The organism is Thalassospira alkalitolerans, from assembly GCF_002115745.1.
Taxonomy (GTDB): Bacteria; Pseudomonadota; Alphaproteobacteria; order Rhodospirillales; family Thalassospiraceae; genus Thalassospira; species Thalassospira alkalitolerans.
The window spans coordinates 295,600-319,640 of the sequence record NZ_JFKB01000001.1 but is presented as its reverse complement, the minus strand read 5'-3'; the positions used below and the strand labels follow the sequence as shown (position 1 = coordinate 319,640).

The following is a 24,041-nucleotide window of genomic DNA, read 5'->3' as shown; positions in this document are numbered from 1 at the left end:
TTCCACGGGGTGGGATAATCATCTGGCAAATTTCGTTATCATGGTTCGGGGACCGCGATGTTTGCTTTTCTTCATAATATTCGTATCGGGTCAAAAATGGCCCTGTCGCTGGTGCCGCTTGTTATCGGGTTGGTGGTTTTGTCGCTGGTGATTGTCAGTGGCCGTTATCAGCAGATGACGGAACTGGGTAAAATTCGTGGCCTGACCGAGGTGGCTGGTTCTATCGGCGCGACAGTCCATGAACTGCAAAAGGAACGTGGGGCATCCGCGGGCTTTATCGGATCCGGAGGAACGCAATTTGGCAGTCAGCTTGTTGCCCAGCGCAAGCTTTCTGATCAAAAGATTACCGCCCTTGGTGATGAGATCTCAAAAATTGATTACAGCCTTTATGATCCGAAGCTGAAAACGGATATTGCTGCCTTTTCATCGCTTTTGGCGCAGATATCTGAGTTGCGCACCAATGTGGATGGCATAAAGATCGTGTTGGGTGAAACGGTGGGATATTATTCCAACGTTATTTCCAGAATGCTATCTGTCGTTAATTTGATGGGCGGTCTTAGCGAAGATGCTGATATTTTACGGGTAATCGCATCCTATAATAATTTCATGCAAGCCAAGGAACGTGCCGGGCTTGAACGTGCGACAGGTGCGGGCGGATTTGGGATGGGTAAATTTGATCCGCTGCTTTATCGTCGTTTTGTTGAACTGATTACGATGCAAACGACTTATCTTGCGGTGTTTTCCGAATTTTCCAACCCGGAAACCCGCCAGTTTTATACCAAAACCGTTACCACATCTGCAATCCGGGCGGTTGATGCCATGCGTGAAGTGGCATTTGATTTTCCGGTATCTGGTACCACCGGGGATATTCGTGCGGAAGATTGGTTTGCGACGATTACGACTAAAATCAATCAGTTTAAAACGGTCGAGGATTATATTGCTGCGGAACTGGTTCATCAGGCCGATAGCAAATATAATAATGCCAGCTTGGTCTTTTATGCCACGCTGGGCGGGTTGATCGTCATCGTTCTGATTGCCAGTGCGTTTGTTTTGGTTGTGACTCGCAGTATCACGATCCCGATCAATGGTTTGACCCTGAGCATGACACATCTGGCTGATGGCAATGCCGATCTTGAAATTGTCGGTATGGACCGGGGTGATGAAATGGGTGAAATGTCGCGTGCGGTTGAAGTGTTTCGTGCCAATTTGGTGCAAAATCGCGAAATGAGCGCTCAGCGCGAAGCGGATCGCGTGGCCCGCGAAGCCCATGCTAATCGTATTGAACAGCTTGCTTCTGATTTTCGCGGCAATGTTGATGGGTTGCTGTCTGCTGTGGGGGATGCAACAGATAATCTGCGCAATACATCAACTGAAATGACCAATATCGTTGGCAGTACACGTCAACAGGCGGCAAGTGTTGCTTCCAGCGCCGAGGAAGCATCAGGTAATGTTGCGGCTGTTTCTGCTGCAACCGAAGAATTGGCCAATTCAATTCTTGAAATTTCACGCCAGATTGCGTCGGCATCGACCATTACATCCGATGCTGCTCAAGAAGCACGAAATGCCGATGGCATTGCTGAAAACCTTAAAGACGGGGCTACCAGGATTGGGGAAGTTATCGGTTTGATCGGTGATATTGCCAAACAGACAAACTTGCTTGCGCTTAATGCTACAATTGAGGCCGCCCGGGCGGGGGAAGCTGGCAAAGGATTTGCCGTGGTTGCCAATGAGGTCAAGAATCTTGCCACTCAAACCTCACGCGCAACGAATGAAATCACCGATCAGATTAGCGGCCTGCAAAATGCGACCGAACAGGCTGTGACGATCTTAAACCGCATTGGCAAACGGATTGAAGATATTGACGAAACATCTTCGTCATTGTCGGCTGCGGTGACAGAACAGCAGGCGGCAACATCGGAAATCGCCAGCAATGTTGAACGTGCATCTGTTGGCACATCCGAGGTGTCGCAAAATATCGCCGGGGTTAGTGATGCCACGGATCGGACCGGGCAGGCTGCGGACAAGGTTATGGTGGCATGTGAAAGCGTAACCGATGTGGCGGCCAATTTACGCCGCGAGGTTGAAGAATTTCTTGCATCGGTTCAGGCCCGATAGGGGGCTTTTATCATTGGTTTTGCAGGCTTTTGAAAACTGCCATTACAGGGGGGCATGGCAGTTTTGCAACAGGTGCAGGACTTATTACCCCCTATGGTGCGAAACACGGTTTGACTATTGGTTCAATCGGGGTTATCAATCTGTGGTGTTTCGATCCTGAAACATGAAATATCCTTGCCTGCTTCGCAACTATAAGGTTCTGCTCGGTCCGCAATCACACTGATCTGCCTGACCGTCAACCGCACTCCTTCTCGATATTTCCTCCTTTCAATTATCGCCCTTCCCGGCAATCACAGATCATCAAACGCACATATGCATCTCCAGGAACTCAAAAAGAAATCCCCGACCGAGCTGCTTGCTCTGTCCGAGGAACTCGAAATCGAAAATGCCAGCACACTCCGTAAACAGGAGTTGATGTTTACCATTCTCAAACAGTTGGCCGAGAACGACCACGCCATTTTTGGCCAGGGTGTTCTTGAAGTACTGTCGGATGGTTTCGGCTTTTTGCGTAGTCCCGAGGCAAATTATCTTGCCGGTCCGGACGATATCTATGTCTCGCCAAGCCAGGTGCGCCGCTTTGGTCTGCGCACGGGCGATACGGTTGAAGGCCAGATACGGTCGCCAAAAGAAGGCGAACGTTATTTCGCGCTACTCAAGGTCGACAAAGTCAACTTTGACGATCCGGACAAAGTCCGTCATCGCATCAATTTCGATAACCTGACCCCGCTTTACCCGGACGAGCCGCTTAAGATGGAGCGTCACGTTGATCAGGACGGCAACAGGGACACCACCAATCGGGTGATTGAACTTGTTGCCCCGCTTGGTAAAGGTCAGCGTGCTCTGATCGTCGCACCGCCGCGCACCGGTAAAACCGTGATGCTGCAAAACATTGCGCATGCGATCGAAGAAAACCATCCCGAAGCCTATCTGATTGTTCTTCTGATTGATGAACGTCCGGAAGAGGTGACTGATATGGACCGCTCGGTAAAGGGCGAGGTCATCAGTTCGACCTTCGACGAACCGGCACAGCGTCACGTTCAGGTCACTGAAATGGTTCTGGAAAAGGCTAAACGTCTGGTCGAGCACAAGCATGACGTTGTCATCCTGCTTGATTCCATTACCCGTCTGGCACGTGCCTATAACACCGTCGTGCCAAGCTCCGGCAAGGTTCTGACCGGTGGTGTTGATGCCAATGCGCTGCAGCGTCCGAAACGGTTCTTTGGTGCGGCACGTAACATCGAAGAAGGCGGCTCGCTGACCATTATCGCAACCGCCCTGATCGATACCGGTTCGCGCATGGACGAGGTCATCTTTGAAGAATTCAAAGGGACCGGTAACTCCGAGCTTATTCTGGATCGCAAACTGTCTGACAAGCGTATCTTCCCGGCGATTGATATCCTTAAATCGGGGACACGTAAGGAAGAATTGCTGGTCGAGAAGGCCGTGCTGTCCAAAATGTGGCTTTTGCGCCGTATCCTCAACCCGATGGGTCCGCAGGATGCGATGGAATTCTTGCTTGGCAAGCTCAAGTCCACCAAAAGCAACGACGATTTCTTCGATTCAATGAATGGCTGATTACGCTATTTACGGACGAATTAAATAAAAAACGGGGCCTGATTTTGGCCCCGTTTTTTTATGTCTTGTTTTCGGATCCGTTTAATAAGCGCCGGCTGAATAGGTCAGCTCGTAGCTATGGCTGTAAATCTCAAACACATTGCCGAACGGGTCTTCGACATAGACCATGCGATAGGGCTTTTCGCCGGGATAATAATGGCGGATCGGCATGCGTTGTTTGCCGCCCTGGGCGATGATTTTTTCCACCAGCCCTTCAACATCCGGGTCTTGAACACAGAAATGAAACGTTCCGGTTTTCCAGTATTCCAGATTGTTGTCGCGCGGTTCATTATTGGGAAATTCAAACAGTTCGACGCCAACCCGATCCCCGGTTGATAGATGGGCGATGCGAAAGGATCCCCAATTTTTCCCGAAAACATCGGTGCACATTTGGCCGATATGGCTGTCATCTTCGGTAATGCGGGTGGCGGTCATAATCACGTACCAGCCCAGTACCTCGGAATAAAATTTGATCGCTGCATCCAGATCCGGCACCGAAATGCCAATATGGGAAAAGGTCCGCGGGTAGGGGGTTGGATTAGGATTGTGATTGCTCATGGTGATGCCTCCGGCGTTGAAATTGCGTATGGCGACATCATTGCAAAGCTATGGCATAAGTAAAATAACGCTGAACTTATGATATTGATAAGATATGGTTATACTAAATCCGGTTTGGTTACGCAGTTTCAGGGCGGTTGTCGATCACGGTTCTTTCACCGGGGCGGCAGACGCGCTTGATCTGACACAGGCGGCTGTCAGTCAGCATATTCGACATATCGAAGATTTCACCGGTGAAGATATTTTTCTGCGACGCGGGCGAAAAATCGACCTGACCCCGGCGGGCAAGGCCGTTCTTGTCTATGCCGATGATGTTGATACTGCTGCCCGGCGTCTTGATGCGCGGCTTGAACAGGATGGCCCGCTTTGCGGTGATTTGCGGATTGCCACACCGGGCAGTTCCGGTTTGCGGATTTATAATGGTTTGCTTGACCTGCAACAGGCACAGCCGGATATCAAAATTCACCATCGTTTTGCCCCGACCGAAGATATCATTAAATCAATCATCGAAGACCGTGCCGAACTTGGGGTGATAACCCGTTTGCCCGATGATCCGCGGTTAACCGCCCTAAAACTGGCGACCGAACCGATTGAACTGGTGGTGCCTGCCAACGTCGATATTGGGGATTTTGATGATCTTCTTGCGCTTGGCTTTATTGATCATCCGGATGGGCGGGCGATGGCGACTCGCCTGTTGGGGCAGCGTTTTCGCGCATTTTCGGGCATGCGTAGCGTTGCCTGTCATGGCTTTTCCAATCAGATTACCCTGATCCTTGAACCGGTTGCACGCGGATTGGGTTTTACCGTCTTGCCGCGTTTTGCCTGTCAGGCGTTTCATAAACGCGATCAGATTAAAACCGTGGCATTTAGCGAACCGGTTCTTGATAGTCTTTACATGATCCATCGTTCTGAATGGTCGATATCCCCCTTGGCAAAATACATCACCGGCGAAATCCGACGGATGCTGAACGAAGGATAGGTTTCTGACCCAAAGACTGGTGATAAATGTTTCCCGTGAAACATTCCGTCGAACAATCGGTTTTGAAACAGGACTTGAAGTCGGTCCCAAGCCATGGGACCTTGATGGGATCGTCCACCACTGATCAAAGGCTGATGCAGCTTTTATTGAAATCTGTTGATTTTGCTGCTCGCGCGCACCGCGATCAGCGCCGCAAGGGACCGGCCAATGAACCCTATATCAATCACCCGGTCGAGGTTTCCCGACTGATCGTTGAATGCGAACCTGACACGGCGGAACACGTGCTTTGTGCGGCTGTTCTGCATGATGTGATCGAGGATTGCGGTGCAACGCGCGATGAAATTGCCACCTGTTTTAACGATATCGTCGCCGATATCGTGCTTGAGGTCAGCGACGACAAAGCCCTGCCACGTGATGACCGCAAGGCCCGTCAGATCGAAACCGCCCCGCATCTTAGCAATGATGCCAAACTGGTCCGTCTGGCCGATAAAATCGCCAATGTCGGCGCGATGTTGACCGATACACCGATTGGCTGGGACCGCGATCAGATTTTGGCCTATGTCGATTGGGCGGAAGCCGTGATTGCGCCCTGTCGCATCGTTAGTCCCCGCCTGTCAGACCGCTTTGATGCCATTTCGCGGGATGTGCGTGTTTGGCATACGGAAAAAGAAGAGGCAGGGGTTTAATCCTGCCTCTGTTCTGTATTTTGCTACGGAACCACATGATTTAATTACGGTTTCAGAATCACCGACCCGGTGGTTTTACGGCCTTCAAGGTCATCATGGGCCTGTTTGGCATCTGAAAGCGCATAAGTTGCGGCGATATCGATTTTTACCGCACCGGATTTCAGCACATCAAACAGCTCGTTCGCGGTTGCCAGCAATTCTTCGCGGGTTGCGGTATACTGAAAAACGCTGGGCCGGGTCAGGAAATAAGCGCCGGGTGCCAGTGCCTTAAGCGGAACGGGTGGAACTGCCCCCGATGACTGGCCGAAACTGACCATCATGCCAAGGCGTTTCAGGCAATTGAGCGAGTCATCAAAGGTGTCTTTACCCACCGAGTCGTAAACAACGTCAACGCCCTGACCATTGGTGATTTCCATGACGCGCTTGGAAACGGTTTCGTCGCGGTACAGGATCGGGTAATCGCATCCCTTGGATTTGGCGATTTCGGCCTTGTCCGCTGCTCCGACGGTGCCGATTACGGTCGCACCCAAGTGCTTGGCCCATTGGCAGACAATCTGGCCAACACCGCCTGCGGCAGCGTGGATCAGAATGGTATCACCGGCTTTGACGTGGTACGTCCGGCGCAAAAGATACTGTGCGGTCATGCCTTGCAACATAGCCGCTGCGGCCAGATCAAAACTGATCCCGTCGGGGATTTTAACCAATCCCTTGGCCGGCATCACCCGCGCCTCGGCATAGGCGCCAAGGGGCTGTGCGGCATAGGCCACCCGATCGCCCACAGCCAGATCGGTCACATCGTTCCCAACCGCTTCGATGACGCCAGAACCTTCAAGTCCAAGGCCCGATGGCAGGGACGGGGCCGGATAAACCCCAGACCGGAAATAGATATCGATATAATTAAGGCCAATGGCTTCGTGACGCAGGCGAACTTCACCGGCACCCGGTGCGCCAACGTCAACATCTTCAAAACGCAACACATCGCTGCCGCCGGTTTCGTAAAAACGAACTGCTTTGGTCATGACTGACCTCCCATGAATGCGCCGTTTTCGGCGCTTGTCTGATCAATAGGCCAAGTCTATGTCAGAAAACAATAATAGGCCACGTCAGAGCATTCGGATCAGCCGCTTGTACGCGTGCTGATACAGGGTATTTCGCCTGATGGAATGCCAGGCAATAGGTCTAGAACAAATCGCCCTGATCGTTGGGGATCACCAGATCGACGCCTTCGATTTTCAAAAGCGCGCGTTTGGTTTCAAGCCCGCCATCGCCGGAATAACCGCCCGGTTTTCCGCCTGCGGCCAGAACCCGGTGGCACGGGATGATGATCGGAATTGGATTAAGCCCGCAGGCGGTGCCAACGGCCTGAAAGGCGCTTGGCGTTCCGGCTGCAATCGCCATATCCTTATAGGTCGCGGTTTTGCCCAGCGGGATTTTGCACATCGCGTCCCAGACGGCTTTGTGGAAATCGGTGCCGTCGGGGGCCAGTGGCAGGTCAAACGTAGTCAATTGGCCGCTGAAATAGGCATTAAGCTGTGCCTTGGCCTCGTTCAAAATCGCACTTGGTTCCATATCTTCGACAAAGCCCCAGTCCAGCGCGACAATCTGATCATCGAACTCGAAAATGGTCACGGGACCGACCGGGGTATTTATCGAAATCTGGGGCATTCCGTAAAATCCTGTGCGTGAATAAGCCAAGCCCTGAAAGCAGGGCTATTTGATAGGGCAGGCCAAGAATGTTTCACATGAAACATTTTGGAGTCATTGTCCAGTGATCCGCGTCCAGTGCGTCTTGTGATCCGTGATAGGTCTCAGGCACAAACACCACCGGCGACCATTGGCCACTATCGGCCTACCACCAGTATTTATGCCTGAGACTTATGACGTCTTATGCCGTTTTGGTCGGTAAATCGGCCAGCAATTGGCCAAGGTCCTTGGCATTGGTGACCGGGGTCGAACAGACTGGCCCCTGACAGACATAGGCCGTTACCTTGCCATTGATCGCGGTTTTACCCTTGGCCGGGTGCAGATCGGGCAGGGTGGCGGTATCTGACAGGATGGTAATCGCCCGGTTGGGCAGACAGGCGGCAAAGATCGCACGGCGCATTTCCATGAAATCCTGGCTGCGTTCGTTTGAGATCAGCACGATTTGCAGAGGATTTTGCAGCATTTCCGCCGCCAAAAGCAGGCCGGGCATATTGGGGAATTGTTCGGTCAGACGCCCGGCAAAGGCGGCAATCGTGGTTTCGGCGCGATCGCGGTATTTGGTTTCCCCGGTCAGGGCATAAAGCCGCGCCAGATTTTGCGCCATGATCGAATTTCCGGCCGGAACCGCATTATCCATATGCGGTTTTTGGCGAATGACCAAATCGGTGGCATCCGATGCCGATTGGAAATAACCCCCCTTGGCATCGACAAACAAATCTTCGACCTTTTCGCACCAATCGATGGCTTCGCGCAGATAAGCATCCTCGCCAAAGCATTCATAAAGCCGAAGGGCGGCCCGGATCATATGGGCGTAGTCTTCAAGCATCCCGGCATGTTGTGCCTTGCCATCGCGATAACTGTGCAGAAAGCGACCATCCTGCATCAGGCTGCTAATTACGAAATTATAGGCAAGCTTGGCGTAATCCAGCCAGTCGGCGCGTTTAAACACCATGGCGGCTTCGGCCATTGCCGCAATCGTCATCGCGTTCCAATCGGTCAGGGCCTTGTCATCCCAACCCGGCCAGATGCGTTTGTTGCGCACTTCCAAAAGTTTGTCCCGCATTCCGGCCAATTTCTTTTCGGTTGCCGGATTGGCAAGGCCAAGCCCCGATTGGGTGCGGTTCAGGATGTTTTTATCTTCCCAATTCCCGGCTGCGCTGACGTCATAGAATTGTTTGAACAGTGCGGCATCGGACCCAAGAATTTCGTCAATCTCGGCCTCATCCCAGACATAGAACTTGCCTTCGACGCCTTCGCTGTCGGCATCCAGACTGGCGGCAAAGGCCCCGCCGGGAATGCGCATGTCGCGCAGAATCCAATCGATGGTTTCGGCAATCCGGGTTTCATACAGCGGGTTTTTGCCGCCATCGCCATTATCGCGCCAGACATCGCACATCAGATCGATCAGTTGGGCGTTGTCATAAAGCATCTTTTCGAAATGCGGCACCAGCCATTGATCATCCACCGCATAGCGGGCAAACCCGCCGCCAACATGATCATAAATTCCGCCTTGGCACATGCGATCAAGGCTGTGACGGGTAATGCGTTTAAGGTCCGCATCGCCGGTGCGGGTGCCTGTGCGCCACAAAAGTGCCAGCAGGCTGGGCTGCGGGAATTTGGGCGCGCCATTGGTGCCGCCATTTTCGCCGTCCATGATCTGCAAACAGCCATGGCCGCATTGATCAATCGTCGCAAGCGACGGCATTGATCCGGTTGCACCACTGTTCATTTTGATCAAGGCCTGCCCGATCTGGGCGACGTTATGGCGGATGTTATCTTGTTGATTGGTGTAAATTTCCGATACCGATTTCAGGACATCGCCAAATCCCGGCCGCCCATAGCGGGCTTCCTTGGGGAAATAGGTGCCGCCCCAAAACGGTTCTCCGTCCGGGGTCAGGAACATGGTCAACGGCCATCCGCCTTGCTGCCCCAGCAAGGCCAGCGCATTTTGATAGACGCTGTCAAGATCAGGCCGTTCTTCGCGGTCCAGCTTGATATTGATGAACATCTCGTTCATCAGGGCGGCAATGCCGTCATCCTCAAAGCTTTCATGGGCCATCACATGGCACCAGTGACACGCGGCATAGCCGACCGATAGCAGAACCGGCTTGTTGGCGGCCTTGGCGGCGGCAAGGATTTCGGGGCTCCAGGGCTGCCAATGCACAGGGTTGTCGTGATGTTGTAAAAGATAGGGGCTGGTTTCCGACCCGAGATTGTTCTGCGCGAGATCCATGTCTGTCCTGTACCCGTCTAAGATTGTGTTGTGGTCGCGGGCTTTATCGGGTTTCGGGAAAAGGCGGCGTGCCGATTGGTTTGCTTATATTGATGTAAGGGCTGGTTCATGAAATTGAAAGTCGATGAATTTAGTTTGTTTGTAAGCTTTTAACCGATTGCGATTACAGCAATATTAATAGGATCTGACCGTAATAGGACGATAATGTTTGAGAAAAGCATGATCAGGCGGTCATAATGGTCACAATAAAAACCAGAATATAAAACCAAGGAGATCAGGGCGATGAAAGTTTCCGTTGATATCGATTGCACCCCCGAAGAACTGCGCACCTTTTTTGGCCTTCCCGATGTCCAGCCAATGCAGCAGGCCTTGATGAAAGAAGTCGAGGAGCGCATGAAAGCCAACCTTGGCGCGATGGACCCTGAAACCATGATCAATACCTGGCTGCCACAAGGTATGCAGAATTGGGAACAGGTGCAAAAAGCATTCTGGAACCAGTTCAATGCATCGGGCAATGCTGCCGGTAAGAAGGACTGACCCGCTTGACGACCGATACACATTACTATCAGGCGCATGTTTTCGTCTGTCAGAACGAACGTCCCGCAGGGCACGAGCGCGGATGCTGTAATTCCAAGGGCGCGACCAAGCTGCGCAATTATATGAAAATTCGCGCCAAGGAACTCGGCTTGCCGATGACGCGCATCAATACCGCCGGATGCCTTGATCGTTGCGAATTGGGCCCGGTGATGGTGATCTATCCCGAAGGCACCTGGTATCGTTACGAGACGATGGATGACGTTGACGCCATCCTCAACGATCATCTGATCGGCGGGCAGGTGGTCGAACGGTTGCGGCTTTCCCCGGATCAATAAGCGTCTGACCTGCTGCAATTTCCGCAGGGACAGGCAAGGCACGTCTTGCCAACAACTTTTGTCACCTCTCCAACCTGTCACTCCCGCGAATGTGGGAGTCTATGGTGTTGCGGGGGCGATATCATCTGTTTATGGCTCGGCCTATCTGGATGTTCTTGCCTGCAGGGCTGGGGCGACTGCGCCATTGGCAAGGGTGTAGAAGAGATCGGACGAACTGGACGGGGATGATGGCCTCAAATATTTTTCCGGATCTGTTGGGCGCTTTCAGATCGCTGCCCTGCGGCCTTGTTCATGTTGCGCCGGGCTTCTTTCACGGTTTTAAAGCCCTGTTGGTAATTTCAGCTATATGTTGACCTTGGCGGTGGGCTGAACGATATGGACAGCCAGAGAGTTTTATAAAGCCGGACGGGCGAGATATTTGGTCTGTCGGGTTCTTCGGATGGCAGGGCGAATGACGATTAACGCAACCCCAAATACGATCTTGAACGTGAATACAGACACGATTTTCGCCCTTTCCAGCGGCGCCGGGCGGGCCGGGGTGGCGGTGATCCGGTTATCGGGTCCGATGGCCGGGGCAACGCTATGTGCGCTTTTGGGACGTGATACCTTGCCCAAGGCGCGTCATGCGGTCTATGCCCCGATCCGTGATCCGAAAACGGATGAACGGCTTGACGATGCGGTGGCGATTTATTTTGCCGGTCCGGCCAGTTTCACCGGCGAGGATGTGGTCGAGCTGCATGTTCATGGCGGCCGGGCGGTGATTGACGGCGTTTTGGAATGTCTGGCCGTCCAGCCGGGCCTGCGCATTGCTGAGCCGGGGGAATATACACGGCGGGCGTTTGAAAACGGCAAGATGGATTTGACCGCTGCCGAAGGCATTGCCGATCTGATTGATTGTGAAACCGCCGCCCAGCGCCGACAGGCCGTGCGCCAGATGGCGGGCGAGTTGGGTGCTCTATATGAAGACTGGCGCGCGCGGTTGATGAAGGCGCTGGCCTATATCGAGGCCGATATTGATTTCCCCGACGAAGATTTACCCGGCGGCATTGTGCCGGTGGTGCGCGGTGATCTGGCCTCGGTTTATGCGGAAATCGGCAAACATCTGGCCGATAATCGCCGGGGCGAACGGCTGCGCGAAGGATTTCAGATTGTTATTTTGGGTGCACCCAATGCCGGTAAATCCAGCTTGCTTAACAGGCTGGCGCAGCGCGATGCGGCGATTGTTTCCGAAATTGCCGGGACCACACGCGATATGATCGAGGTCCATCTTGATCTTGGCGGGTTCCCGGTCACCATGGTCGATACCGCCGGGCTTCGCGAAAGCCGCGATGTGATCGAAAGCGAAGGTGTGCGGCGGGCAACTGCGCGCGCCGAAGATGCCGACCTGCGCCTTGTGGTCGTGGATCGCAACGACTGGCCCGATATCGATGCCGAGGCCGCGCGCCTGATTGATGGAAATACGATCCTTTTGGTCAATAAGGTTGATGGTGCGGACGGAACGGGCAGCCTGTGCGACGACGTACCAACCCTTTGGTCGGGCACATCGGCGGCGGGAATGGCGCTAGAGCTTCCCGTTCTGCCTATATCGGCCATGACCGGGCAGGGGGTGGAAAGCCTCTTGCAACTGCTGGAGACTCGCGTAAAAGAAGGGCTTGATTTTGCGGGGCCAGTCCCCCTGACACGTCTGCGGCACCGCAAGGCACTTGAAGGTGCCAGTGATCATCTTGATCGCGGATTGCAGACCGATATTGCCGAACTGGCCGCCGAGGATGTTCGTCTGGCTGTGCGTGAAATCGGCAAGATCACCGGACGCGTCGATGTTGAAGATCTGCTTGATATTATCTTTGGCGACTTCTGTATCGGCAAATAAGATTATCAGAAATTGTTTCACGTGAAACATTGGCCCTGTCGATGATCATGTGATTGTGAATTAAGACCCAGCAAAGACGCGCGCTTTCTGACCTCATTTGATGTTACGAATTTCGCGCGAATGAGGAATTCGATGTCAGAAAACTGTTTTGATGTGATTGTTGTTGGTGGTGGTCATGCCGGGTGCGAGGCCGCTGCGGCTGCCGCACGCATGGGTGCCAAAACCGCGCTGGTCACACATCGTGCTGATCGTATCGGTGAAATGTCGTGCAATCCGGCGATTGGCGGTTTGGGCAAGGGCCATATGGTCCGCGAGGTTGATGCGCTTGATGGCGTAATGGGCCGTGCGATTGACCGGGCCGGCATTCAGTTTCGCATGTTGAACCGGTCCAAGGGCCCGGCGGTCCGCGGCCCGCGTGCGCAGGCAGATCGCAAGCTGTATCGGAATGCGGTACAGGGTATTCTGGCCAATCAGGAAAACCTGACGGTGATCGAAGGCGCAGTTCACGACCTTAAAATTGCCGATGGGACTGCGCGTGTTACCGGTGTGATTACCGAAGACGGGCGGGAATATGATGCGGGTGCGGTGGTTCTGACGACGGGGACATTCCTGCGCGGGCTTATTCACATTGGCGAAAAAACCACACCGGCGGGCCGCATCGGTGATGCTCCGGCGATGGGGCTTTCGGAAACGCTCGAAAAGTTCGGGTTCCGTTTGGGCCGTCTTAAAACCGGGACTCCGGCACGCCTTGATGGCCGGACGATTGATTGGGCCAGTTTACAGGAACAGCCCGGCGATACCCCGCCAGAGCCATTTTCGTTCCTGAGTTCCGAAATCACCGTACCGCAAATCCCGTGTCATATGACCTGGACGACCGAAGCGACGCATGAAATCATTCGGGCAAACCTGCATCGTGCGCCAATGTATAGCGGCCAGATCAACAGCAGCGGCCCGCGGTATTGCCCGTCCATCGAAGACAAAGTCGTCCGCTTTGCCGAGAAAAATCAGCACCAGATTTTCCTTGAACCCGAAGGGCTGGATGACCCGACGATCTATCCAAACGGGATTTCAACATCGCTTCCCGAAGATGTTCAGTTGGCCTTGCTGGCGACCATTCCCGGGCTTGAAAAGGTCGAGATTTTCCGCCCTGGCTATGCGGTGGAATATGATTTTGTCGATCCGCGCGAGCTACGCCATACGCTTGAAACCAAGAAAATTGGCGCGCTGTTCTTTGCCGGGCAGATCAATGGCACGACCGGCTACGAAGAAGCCGCCGGGCAGGGGCTTGTTGCCGGTGTTAATGCGGCACTGGTTGCGGGCAGCACAGCAGGCGCGGTTGATCGTGAGTTTATCCTGGATCGGGCGGATGCCTATATCGGGGTGATGATCGATGATCTGGTGACCTTGGGTACGCGCGAACCCTATCGTATGTTTACCTCCCGGGCGGAATATCGCTTGATGCTGCGCGCCGATAATGCCGATCAACGTTTGACGGATCGTGGCCTTGATATTGGTTGTGTCGCATCGCCGCGCCAACAGGTTTGGGGTGATAAGAAGCTGGCCCTTAATGCGGCCAAGCGCGTGGTTTCCGAATTGGCTGAAACGCCAAACGGGCTGGCCAAGCATGGCATCAAGATCAATCAGGATGGTGTGCGTCGTTCGGCCTATGACCTGCTGGCATATCCTCATATTGATTTTGATATCCTGACTAATGTCTGGCCGCAACTGTCAGAGATTACACCGGCAATCCGTGAACAGGTATCGATTGATGCACAATACAAAGGCTATCTTGAACGCCAGTCGGCCGATGTTGCGGCCTTCCGCCGGGACGAAGAATTGCGCCTGCCACGTGATCTTGACTTTGATCGGGTAGGTAGCCTGTCGTCTGAAATCCGGATCAAGCTAAAAGAAATTCAGCCCGAGACCATCGGCGCTGCATCTCGTATTCCGGGCATCACCCCGGCGGCGGTAACGGCTTTGCTGGGTCATATCAAAAGCCACAAGCACAAGATACCGCGCAGCGCGTAAGGGCGACTTGGCCCTCGTTGATCCGCGATGATGCTGTTCGCCGATGATCCTAGACAGGGCTAATCAGAGATCACCAAAACAAAGGCAGCGTATAATAACCAGTGCGCTGCTTTTTTGTTCTTCCGGTTTTCTGCCGGGAGATGAGCTTGCCTTGCAAGCCTATGTTGCTGCAAACATAACCAACCAATGTTTCACGTGAAACATTGAACAGCGATCCAATCATCGAAAATGTATTGATGATGATAGAGGTTGATGGTTCTGGATGCTTTAACTGATTGCATAAGAATGTCGAGTCGCTTGGGCGGTATCAGCCTGCCGACATCCCTTTAGGTCATCGTGTGGCAGCCGGGGAATAAATCGATCCAGCGTTATCGTCATCGCGATCAAAAATGGGTTTCATAATGTTTCACGTGAAACATTGGCGTGATTTTTGTTGGAAATTATCGAGTTCGGCGCAGGAAAACGTGTTTGTTTTAGAAAACAACTCTGGTGCGATTCGTAAACGCGGATTATAACTCGAATATGCAATCCATTTCCGAACCCGTAAAAACATGGTTTGAGACCGATTTGAATGTTTCACGTGAAACATTGGGCTGTCTCGGCCTTTATGCTGATCTTGTTGTCAAATGGCAACCGAGGATCAATATCGTTGGTGCCAGCACGGCTGATGACGTCTGGACTCGCCATTTGCAGGATTCTGCACAGCTTTGGCCGTATCTTAAAGATATTGCCAGCAGCGGAAAAATCGTTGATTTCGGTTCCGGGGCCGGGTTCCCCGGGATCGTATTGGCGGTTCTGGGTGCAAATGACGTTATCCTGATGGAATCAAACACCAAGAAAACCATATTTTTGGCCGAAGCAGCACGGGTTTGTGGTGTTTTGGGTCAGACGGAAATTGCCCGCGAGCGCATTGAAGCCGGCGTCCCGCGCAACGCTGATGTGATTACCGCCCGTGCTTTTGCGCCATTGCCAAAGCTTTTGGAACTGGGGCAGCGCCATCTGAAATCAGGTGGGCATTATGTATTGTTAAAGGGACGTGCCTTTGAAGATGAGCTGGCCGAAGCACGTGCGGCCGGTTGGACATTCACTGTAACCACCCATGCCAGTCTGGTTGACCCGGAAGGTGTGGTGATGATTTTGCAAGGAGTTGACCGGTGACCGACGTAATTGATCTGCCGCTTTCAGTACCTTCCGAGGCCGGGCATCGACCACGGATCATTGCCGTTGCCAATCAGAAGGGCGGGGTCGGCAAGACGACAACCACGATCAATCTGGCGACCGCATTGGCGGCTGTAAACCAGCGGGTTCTGATTGTTGATCTTGACCCGCAGGGCAATGCCAGCACCGGTTTGGGCCTGCGCCCGTCAGAGCGCGAGATCAGTTCCTATGACGTGCTCATCAATGGCAACAGCCTTGAAGAAGCGCGCAAGGATACCGCCATTCCGCGTTTGACCATTGTGCCGTCGGGCATGGATTTGACCGGTGCCGAGATCGAGCTGGTCGATTTTGACCACCGCGAAATGCAGCTTAAAGAATCTTTGGGCCGATTGCCGCAGGATGTTGATTACGTTCTGATCGATTGCCCGCCATCGTTGGGCCTTTTGACGCTAAATGCACTGGTGGCCAGTGATGCGGTTCTGGTGCCGTTGCAATGCGAGTTCTTTGCCCTTGAAGGTATCAGCCATTTGGTCCGCACGATTAAACGGGTGAAAAAGGCCTTTAATCCGGCCTTGGAAATTCAGGGCATCGTTTTAACGATGTATGACAAGCGTAATAATCTGTCGGCCCAGGTGGCCAATGATGTGCGCGATTATTTCGGTGATGTTGTGTACCGCACCGTAATCCCGCGCAATGTGCGCGTATCCGAGGCGCCAAGCCATGGCACGCCGGTGCTGGTCTATGACATGAAATGTCCGGGATCACGGGCATACCTTAACCTGGCAAGTGAAGTCCTGAAACGCGAAGGGGTGAAAGCATGAGTGACGTAAAGAAACGCGGTTTGGGACGGGGACTTTCGGCTTTGCTGGGCGAAGAAGATGAGGATGTTGGCGTTGCAGTTGCCGGTGGCAGCGAGGCGGTTGCGCATCCCGGGCCGGGCGGCACGACATTGCTGATTGCGATTAGCGATCTTAAGCCATCGCCATTTCAGCCGCGCGTCAATTTTGATGACGAGGCGATTGATGATTTGGCGGCGTCGATCCGTGAAAAGGGCATTATCCAGCCGATTTTGGTGCGGGCGTCTTCGACCGGTGAAACCACCTATGAAATTATCGCCGGTGAGCGACGCTGGCGCGCAGCACAGCGGGCCCAGTTGCACGAAGTCCCGGTTTTGGTGCGCGAATTCGATGATCGGGAAACCGCCGAGATTGCCCTGATTGAAAACCTGCAACGTCAGGACCTTTCACCGCTTGAGGAATCTGAGGGCTATAACCGTTTAATGGCGGATTTCGCCCATACGCAGGAGGCCTTGGCACAGGCATTGGGCAAAAGCCGCAGCCATATCGCCAATAGCCTGCGGTTGTTGTCGTTGCCATCGCCGATCAAACAAATGTTATCAGACAGGGTTATTAGTGCTGGTCATGCGCGCGCATTGCTGGGGGCCGATAATGCGGTTGAGTTGGCGACCCAGATTGTCAAAAAGGGTTTGAACGTTCGTCAGACCGAAAAACTGGTAAAAACCGACGGCGGCAAAGAAGCCCGGCCAAAGAAAGCATCTTCGGGGCGCTCGATTGAAAAAGACCCAGATACAGTGGCTTTGGAACGTGACCTTAGCAATATGTTGGGGTTGGCGGTCGATATTGACTTTGACGGGGCGGGTGGCAAGATTGCTATTCGCTATGAAACGCTGGAGCAGCTTGATGACATTCTTAAACGTCTGAGCCAGGGCGGTTTGGGCGAAACGGTTGCTGCATCGGACGACGATGACCTGTTGATGTCACAGGGGCGCGGTGATGCCGGGGACGGCAGTAACGAATTCGACTCGATGTTTATGGATGACGGTGAAACGGATCCGAATTTCCTGAACGAGGATGAGGATCCGTTGACGGACGAGCTTGAATCGATTGCCGATGCGACAGCGACGGAAATTGATTTTGAACCCAGCGACTCGGCTGAAATTGATGACTTGGAAATCGGCGAGCCAGAAGGCGACGAGCCGATCGAGCATGAAGAAATCGGTGACGACGTGCTTGAGGAGGTTGCCGAAAGCACCGGAAAAAAAGCCCAAGGGTAAGATCAGCATGAAAGATCTGGATCGCGATAAGATCAATCAGCTGGAAAAGCTTAAGAAAAAAGAGGCTCTAGAGCGTGCCGTTGCCGAGGGTCGTAATGTTGAGGTGAAGTAGATTCTTTAACCCATCTGCGCATTGAAAACAGATAGATCGTGAAGACGACAAAGGGCAGCTTTAAATAGGCTGCCCTTTTGGTTTTGGCATGGCCTGTGTTTTGTGGTTGGTTGCCAGGATATCCGCGCCAGCTTGAATAAACGGGGGGCGACGGGGCCGTTGGGAATAAAATAGGCAACACAATTAGATTTGCACGGTAAAGGTCATATGCTGATTTTCTTGCTTAGGTGACAGGGGATTGCCCGTCATCGCAATGCGTTGTAATAGCGTGTTTTTCCATGCGGATCGGTCAAGCGCGAAAGGGGTCAGCGTCGGGCCTGTTTCTGTCGGGCGACGGCGATCTTGATCATAGCGCGATGGGCGATGGTTTCGGGGATGCCCAGACCGCTTTTGCAGTCCTTTTCGGCTTCGAGCAGGATTTGCAGGGCGCGTTGCAGGTTGGCCAGTGCCCAATTGTGCAGATTGGCGCGGAATTGATCAGCAGCCTTGAAAAACAGCGGCGGTCGCAGGGCTTTCATGGCCTGTTCGGCATTGGTGCCCTGGGACATCTGGCCTTTGACCAGATGCAGTTTTTGAAAATAACCGATCATCATGCGCAGCGCACCGACCGGGTTAAGGCCTTCTTCGACCAGTCGGGTAAGTGCGGTATCAAGATTGGCGACATTACCTTGTGATACGGCCTGCACGATATCATCGTAATGACGGGCGGAACTATCCCCGACACAGGCCATGGCAGCGGCCAGCGTGACCTGAGGGTCTTTTAAAGCGTAAAGGGCAAGCTTTTCCAGTTCGCTTCGGGAAATCATGCGGTCCGAGCCGAGGTTGGCGACCAGATAGCGGATAGCATCGCGATCAATGCGCAGTTTGTGGTCTTCCATCACGGAATTGATCAGACCTTCAAGGTCACGGCCGCTATCGGCATAGCAGGGCAGCGCCATGCCATTGCCGGATTTCTCGACGGCTTGGCGTAGCTTGGATTTGGTGGCAAGACTTCCGGCTTCAATCACGATCAGGGCGTCACCGGCCGGATGAGACAGGAAATCGGCGATGATGGGGGCCTGTGCCTCGCCAATATCGCGGATTCGGATGACACGGCGCCCGCCGCCGAAACTGATCGCAGCGGCTTCATCACGCAGGCGTCCGGCGTCTTCCTTAAGCTGCGGGATGCCAAGCTCGATCACGCGAAACGGATCTTTAAGGTCCTCGATGACGGTTTGGGCAAGCTTGACGGCGCGTTCACGCACAAGCCCCTCATCCTCACCATAGATTAGGACCAGCTGCGCCTTGGCATCGGGGGCGCGAAGGAAGTTTTCGACCTGGGCTGCCTTAAGCTTCATGAACGGAGGGCCCTATTGTGCGTTGCGCAGGCCAACGGCCACCTGATTGGCAATCTGACGCGCCAGATTGCGGGCGGCATCGGATTTGGCGGCCGACTCGGCCTCAAGCGATGCAAAATCTGAATCGACAAGGTTGAATGTTGTACGGGCACGGAGGGTGCCTTCGCGAAGAAGCTGCTTATCCGAAATGCGTGATAGTTGATATTGAGCGGTTAGAATATAATCTGCGATTGTTGCCTCGTTATCCTTGGTGAAACCAAGTTCGGAAGTCGATTCGCTCAGGTTTACTGCTAAAATATATTCCGTATGCTTGATCTGCCCCCGCGGCGTCAGCGTTTCGACCAAGACATTGCGTGTGAGTTGCCCGACCCGGTCTTCCATCATTGAAATTTTGACTTTTGCCATGTCGGACGCGGTGCTTTGGCCGTCTTTATCCTCGGCATAAAGCGGGCGAAAGCCACATGCTGTCAGGCTGGTCAGGGCAAGCAGGGCGAAAATCGAAATCAGGGCGCGCAACGTCATTCCTCGCTGTCTTTGGGGTGATGGCCGGAACCACCTCGTGCGTAACCGTGACGGTACAATAGTTCCGTTCCGATAAAAGGGCAAAACAGAGTTAGGTCTTGCAGGAAAGAAAGTCGTACCGGGGATATTTTCGAGGTTTTTTCGGGCGGGGAAAAGGTCTGAAATTGCTGATGAAGGGTGGCGATTGCCGTGTGAAAGCGCCCGGTTTCGATGTGGTGCCTTGTGTCACTTATAATCTTGCCGGTGATATTGCCTGGCGGGGTTCTGGCTGGGGAGAGCGCTATATTGTTTGTGTCATGTGAGAAACAGGCCCAAACCTGCCGCAGCCAGCGCCAATGACCCACCAGGCTGTTATGGGTGATTCGGATCGGGCGGTGCAATGGGACATCGGCCAAAAGCGCCAGCCCGATAATATCGGTGCCGACCTGTGCGATTAAAACCTTTGGGTCGGGATCAATGCCGTCGGCCTTAACGGCACCTGATATAGCCGGCAGAGTATGATCGCTTTGAAGTGAGACATACGAATCGACAATTTCTTTGGCAAGATCAATGCGTGCGGATTGCAGATCTTGAGATCTGATAAGAGCAGGTCGCTTTTTTGCCAAGACAAACCCCCATTCACGATCAAGCGAATGGGGGTTGTATCGCTGTGACATATATAACGTCGCGTCTGTCATTTCCGCGATGCTATTTCTCTGCAGCCGCGCTGTCGATGCGCAGTTGGCGTGCACGGGTCAGGATGGCATCTTCCATTGCGGTGACGGTACCAGATTCGACAACGGCATCGGCCCATTGTTCCGGCCCAACACGGACTTGACGGAAAACAGAGACTTTGACGGCATCCGAACGAAGTGCGGTGTCAAGAATATAGCCCGTGACCTTGAAGCGCTCATTCGGGGTTTCAGGCGGGCTATACCAATCGGTAATGATTACTCCGCCAAACGGATCAGCAGAGTTAAGCGGCATGAAGGACAACGTATCAAGCGTAGCGCGCCACAAGAAGCTGTTGACGCCGATCCCGGTGCCACCGCCCTGATTCTTTTTGTCGTCACCGCCGAGGAAATTTAACCCGTCCTGTCCGAATAGGGTGCCTTCCTTTTTTACGTCAGCGGTTGTCGCCGCACGACCTTTTGTTCCTGCACGCTGATTTCCGGGTGCAGAACCAGGATAACTATCGTAATCAGACTGTGAACCAGCACATGCAGTGAGAAACATAGACATCACTGCGAAGGTAAGTGTTTTTACGAGAGGCAATCGCACGGTTTGTTCCTTGTTCAAGGCGGTTATATATAGTTTTAAGCACTATAGGGCCGCGATAGATTTCAGCAAACAAAAACATGTGTGTCAAATTTGCAACTTTGGTGTGTGAATGTCGCATTTAAATCACAGTGTTGTTGACGGGGGGGAGTTTTGGTGGCTCAATCCGCATCGAACCGAACGGCGAAAAGTCGTTCACCTAATTTTTGATTTGGCGGTTCGCCGCATTTTCAAAGACGTTGAGGGAAAAGATGAAAAAGATTCTGTTTGCTTCCAGCGCAATTGCTGCTGTTGCTTTCGCAGGCCAGGCTTCGGCTTCTGAGCCGATTAAACTGTCTGTTGGCGGTTATATGGAACAGTGGGTCGGCTTTGCTGATCAGGACATTGATGCAGCTGGTGGTCGTGTGAACGCTTTCCAGTCTGACACTGAAGTTTATTTCGATGGCCGTACCACTCTGGATAACGGCATTGAAGTCGGTGCGCACATCGAACTCGAAGGCGAAACTTCCACTGACCAAGTTGATGAGCAGTTCCTGTTCGTTAATGGTGGTTTTGGTCGTATCGAAATGGGCAAAAACGATAGCGTTGCTGACTCGATGGGCATCACCGCTCCTTCCGTTGGCCCGGTTAATCCGAGCGATGGCGGCACCGAAGATTGGGCAAATCTGACCAACGTTATTGACACTGTTCCGTCAAGCGGCGATCAGAATCGTTTCAGCTACTTCACCCCGACCATGGGTGGCTTCCGCGCTGGTGTTTCTTTTGCTGATGACAGCACCCAGAACGACACCGTTGGTTCTGGTGACAACATCGTTTCTGGTGCGGTTACTTTCAGCCATGACTTTGACGGCGTTACGCTCGGCGTTTCTGTTGAAGGTGAAAATCAGGCCGACGATAATTGGTATGGTGCTGGTGTGAATGTCGGTTTCGGCAACTTCACCGTTGGCGGTTCATACGGCAAAGTTGATCCGGATGTGGGTAAAGAAACCGATGCGTTTGACCTCGGTGTTACTTACGCCATGGATGCTGCTTCTGTTTCCTTGAGCTATGCATACCAGGACGATTCGCAAGACAATATCGAAAATCAGGGTCTTTCTGCTGGCCTCGTTTACACCCTTGGTGCAGGCGTTTCCTGGCAGTCTTCTGTTTTCTGGTTTGAAGAAGATAAAGCTGGCAGTGCATCTGATAACGACGGTTTCGGTGCTGTAACCGGTCTTCGTCTCGCATTCTAATTCTTTGAATTAGGCGCATAGAGAGGGGGTGGTTTTCCACCTCCTCTTTTTTAATGTCATTTTTCCTTTAGAAGTGCTTGGAGACTTGGACTAACTATTTTTTTGTTATAAAAGTGACTAGTGGTCAATAAAAATAATATTTTTGATATTATGAATTAATATGGATTTTATTTTATCAATGCACCAACCATTAGTCAGTAATTAATGTTTCTAATGAAAAGCTAGTGTGGCTCTAATGCAACACTAAATTTCTTAAGTGACTGATGATCACTTATCTCAATTGACCCGCGGTCACAAATATCGCTTTATCGTTTTCGAGCGGTTGGACGCAGTGGCCTTTTAGAGGTTCAGTCCGACTGAAATCAAAATTTACGAGGGTAAGATGAAAAAGATTCTTGTTGCTTCCAGCGCACTTGTTGCTATTGCGTTTGCCGGTCAGGCACAGGCTTCCGAACCAATCAAATTGTCGGTTGGCGGTTACATGGAACAGTGGGCTGGCTTCGCTGACGAAGACAACACTGCAACGGGCGGTCGTAAGAACGCATTCCAGTCTGACACCGAAGTTCACTTCAAAGGTTCAACCACCCTTGACAATGGCATCGAAGTTGGTGCGGTTATCGAACTCGAAGGCGAAACTTCAGGCGATCAGGTTGACGAACAGTACCTGTATATCAATGGCGGCTTTGGTCGTATCGAAATGGGTAAAAACGACAGTGCTGCTGATGCCATGGGTATTACTGCACCGGCCGTTGGCCCGGTTGGCGTTAACGATGGTGACATGGATCAGTGGACCAACGCGTATCTGATTGATACCGTTCGTTCGAGCGGTGATCAGAACCGTGCGACTTACTATACCCCGGTTATGGGTGGTTTCCGTGCGGGTGTATCGTTTGCTGATGACAGCAACCGTAACGGTGCTAGCAGTTACAACAACACTGATGGTTCTGGCGACAACATTATTTCTGCTGGTCTTGAGTTCAACCACGACTTCGGTGGTGTGACCCTTGGCCTGTCGGCTGTTGGCGAAAACCAGGGTGAAGGTAATTGGTATGGTTTCGGTTCGAATGTTGGCTTTGGCAACTTCACCGTTGGTGGTTCTTATGGCCACACCGAAGACGATTATGGGCTGAGCGATCGTGAAACCAAAAACCAGGATCTGGATGCATTCGATCTTGGTGTTTCCTACGCGATGGATGCGGCTTCTGTTTCTCTGACCTATGGTTATGAAGATTTCGGTACTGGTGACATCAGCGCAGTTGACCTTGGTCTGCGTTATGCTCTTGGTGCAGGTGTTTCTTGGCGTTCGTCGGTCTTCTGGTTCGATCAGGAGAATGATACCGCTGTTGACAATGACGGCTACGGCGTTGTTACCGGTCTGCGTCTGGACTTCTAATTCATCCTGAATTAGTACGGTTTGAAGGGGACGGTTTTCCGTCCCCTTCTTTCTTTCTGATCCCGTTACGTTGTAAAACGTTAAGCGGGATTTTTTTATGCCGGAATGATTGATGTTACATCGGTTATGATGCGCTATCCCTTAGGAATGTTCTTGCGGATATTAATCTACTCAGGATTGCCATAGCATATGGCAATAAAAAGTTCGCGCAGGCAGAGGGTATGCCTGCGCGATACTGTCATCATTGGCCATATGTGCTGGTTGACCTGTTTCCAGTGCTTGTTGCTTTGAGCACGG

Annotated in this window: 20 protein-coding genes; 13 read left to right on the top strand and 7 right to left on the bottom strand. The window is 52.7% G+C overall.

Features of this window, described 5'->3' with window-relative positions:
* The first annotated feature begins 57 nt into the window (after window positions 1-57).
* Together TALK_RS01415 and rho are read left to right on the top strand one after the other, a co-directional pair.
* Window positions 58-2,115, top strand: a complete 2,058-nt coding sequence (locus tag TALK_RS01415; protein ID WP_085615097.1) for a methyl-accepting chemotaxis protein — start codon at window positions 58-60, stop codon at window positions 2,113-2,115.
* Between the two features lie 312 nt (window positions 2,116-2,427).
* Entirely contained in the window at window positions 2,428-3,690 is a 1,263-nt protein-coding gene (rho, locus tag TALK_RS01410; RefSeq protein WP_085615095.1) for a transcription termination factor Rho, read from the top strand.
* A gap of 81 nt (window positions 3,691-3,771) precedes the next feature.
* Here rho and TALK_RS01405 read toward each other — a convergent pair whose 3' ends face one another.
* Window positions 3,772-4,287, bottom strand: coding sequence for a lactoylglutathione lyase family protein (locus TALK_RS01405; protein WP_085615093.1), 516 nt, complete (start codon window positions 4,285-4,287; stop codon window positions 3,772-3,774).
* Window positions 4,288-4,381: 94 nt separating this feature from the next.
* On the opposite strand from TALK_RS01405, the gene TALK_RS01400 reads away from it, so the two are divergent.
* Both TALK_RS01400 and TALK_RS01395 read left to right on the top strand, forming a co-directional pair.
* The gene (locus TALK_RS01400) at window positions 4,382-5,266 is read left to right on the top strand and encodes a LysR family transcriptional regulator (protein ID WP_211274750.1); all 885 of its coding nucleotides are present in this window, start codon (window positions 4,382-4,384) and stop codon (window positions 5,264-5,266) included.
* 104 nt (window positions 5,267-5,370) lie between these two features.
* Window positions 5,371-5,952 (top strand): HD domain-containing protein, encoded by a 582-nt coding sequence (locus tag TALK_RS01395; RefSeq protein ID WP_245829622.1) that lies wholly within the window; start codon window positions 5,371-5,373, stop codon window positions 5,950-5,952.
* Window positions 5,953-5,996: 44 nt separating this feature from the next.
* Here TALK_RS01395 and TALK_RS01390 read toward each other — a convergent pair whose 3' ends face one another.
* The 3 genes from TALK_RS01390 to TALK_RS01380 all read right to left on the bottom strand — a co-directional run bounded on the left by TALK_RS01390 (window position 5,997) and on the right by TALK_RS01380 (window position 9,889).
* Window positions 5,997-6,971: a quinone oxidoreductase family protein gene (locus TALK_RS01390; protein ID WP_085615091.1), complete on the bottom strand. Its 975-nt coding sequence runs from the start codon at window positions 6,969-6,971 to the stop codon at window positions 5,997-5,999.
* A 160-nt stretch (window positions 6,972-7,131) separates the two neighbouring features.
* Entirely contained in the window at window positions 7,132-7,617 is a 486-nt protein-coding gene (locus TALK_RS01385; protein ID WP_085615089.1) for a methylated-DNA--[protein]-cysteine S-methyltransferase, read from the bottom strand.
* Window positions 7,618-7,837: 220 nt separating this feature from the next.
* Entirely contained in the window at window positions 7,838-9,889 is a 2,052-nt protein-coding gene (locus TALK_RS01380; protein WP_085615087.1) for a thioredoxin domain-containing protein, read from the bottom strand.
* Between the two features lie 282 nt (window positions 9,890-10,171).
* Between TALK_RS01380 and TALK_RS01375 the strand changes: the two genes are divergently transcribed.
* From TALK_RS01375 to TALK_RS01345, 7 genes are all read left to right on the top strand, one after another.
* The gene (locus TALK_RS01375; protein ID WP_085615085.1) at window positions 10,172-10,426 is read left to right on the top strand and encodes a DUF6489 family protein; all 255 of its coding nucleotides are present in this window, start codon (window positions 10,172-10,174) and stop codon (window positions 10,424-10,426) included.
* Window positions 10,427-10,431: 5 nt separating this feature from the next.
* Complete coding sequence (locus TALK_RS01370) at window positions 10,432-10,761, top strand: (2Fe-2S) ferredoxin domain-containing protein (RefSeq protein WP_085615083.1); 330 nt, start codon at window positions 10,432-10,434, stop codon at window positions 10,759-10,761.
* Between the two features lie 451 nt (window positions 10,762-11,212).
* A complete protein-coding gene (gene mnmE / locus TALK_RS01365; RefSeq protein ID WP_085615081.1) occupies window positions 11,213-12,631 on the top strand; it encodes a tRNA uridine-5-carboxymethylaminomethyl(34) synthesis GTPase MnmE in 1,419 nt (472 codons plus the stop codon).
* Between the two features lie 132 nt (window positions 12,632-12,763).
* On the top strand, window positions 12,764-14,659 hold the full coding sequence (gene mnmG / locus TALK_RS01360; protein ID WP_139833686.1) for a tRNA uridine-5-carboxymethylaminomethyl(34) synthesis enzyme MnmG: 1,896 nt from the start codon (window positions 12,764-12,766) through the stop codon (window positions 14,657-14,659).
* Between the two features lie 522 nt (window positions 14,660-15,181).
* Window positions 15,182-15,817, top strand: coding sequence for a 16S rRNA (guanine(527)-N(7))-methyltransferase RsmG (rsmG, locus tag TALK_RS01355; RefSeq protein WP_085615078.1), 636 nt, complete (start codon window positions 15,182-15,184; stop codon window positions 15,815-15,817).
* A complete protein-coding gene (locus TALK_RS01350) occupies window positions 15,814-16,638 on the top strand; it encodes a ParA family protein (protein WP_085615076.1) in 825 nt (274 codons plus the stop codon). Before rsmG ends, TALK_RS01350 begins: the two co-directional genes overlap by 4 nt.
* Entirely contained in the window at window positions 16,635-17,891 is a 1,257-nt protein-coding gene (locus tag TALK_RS01345) for a ParB/RepB/Spo0J family partition protein (RefSeq protein ID WP_085615074.1), read from the top strand. Before TALK_RS01350 ends, TALK_RS01345 begins: the two co-directional genes overlap by 4 nt.
* Window positions 17,892-18,308: 417 nt before the next feature.
* Here TALK_RS01345 and holA read toward each other — a convergent pair whose 3' ends face one another.
* From holA to TALK_RS01325, 3 genes are all read right to left on the bottom strand, one after another.
* Window positions 18,309-19,340, bottom strand: coding sequence for a DNA polymerase III subunit delta (holA, locus tag TALK_RS01340; RefSeq protein WP_085615072.1), 1,032 nt, complete (start codon window positions 19,338-19,340; stop codon window positions 18,309-18,311).
* Window positions 19,341-19,352: 12 nt separating this feature from the next.
* Window positions 19,353-19,862: an LPS assembly lipoprotein LptE gene (gene lptE / locus TALK_RS01335; protein WP_085615071.1), complete on the bottom strand. Its 510-nt coding sequence runs from the start codon at window positions 19,860-19,862 to the stop codon at window positions 19,353-19,355.
* Window positions 19,863-20,549: 687 nt separating this feature from the next.
* A complete protein-coding gene (locus TALK_RS01325; protein ID WP_245829621.1) occupies window positions 20,550-21,077 on the bottom strand; it encodes a DUF3576 domain-containing protein in 528 nt (175 codons plus the stop codon).
* A 293-nt stretch (window positions 21,078-21,370) separates the two neighbouring features.
* Here TALK_RS01325 and TALK_RS01320 point away from each other — a divergent pair, with 293 nt between their 5' ends.
* Window positions 21,371-22,351: a porin gene (locus TALK_RS01320; protein WP_085615067.1), complete on the top strand. Its 981-nt coding sequence runs from the start codon at window positions 21,371-21,373 to the stop codon at window positions 22,349-22,351.
* A 382-nt stretch (window positions 22,352-22,733) separates the two neighbouring features.
* Window positions 22,734-23,744 carry a porin gene (locus TALK_RS01315; protein ID WP_085615065.1) on the top strand — a complete coding sequence of 337 codons (1,011 nt, stop codon included), beginning with the start codon at window positions 22,734-22,736 and terminating at the stop codon, window positions 23,742-23,744.
* Window positions 23,745-24,041 lie beyond the last annotated feature (297 nt).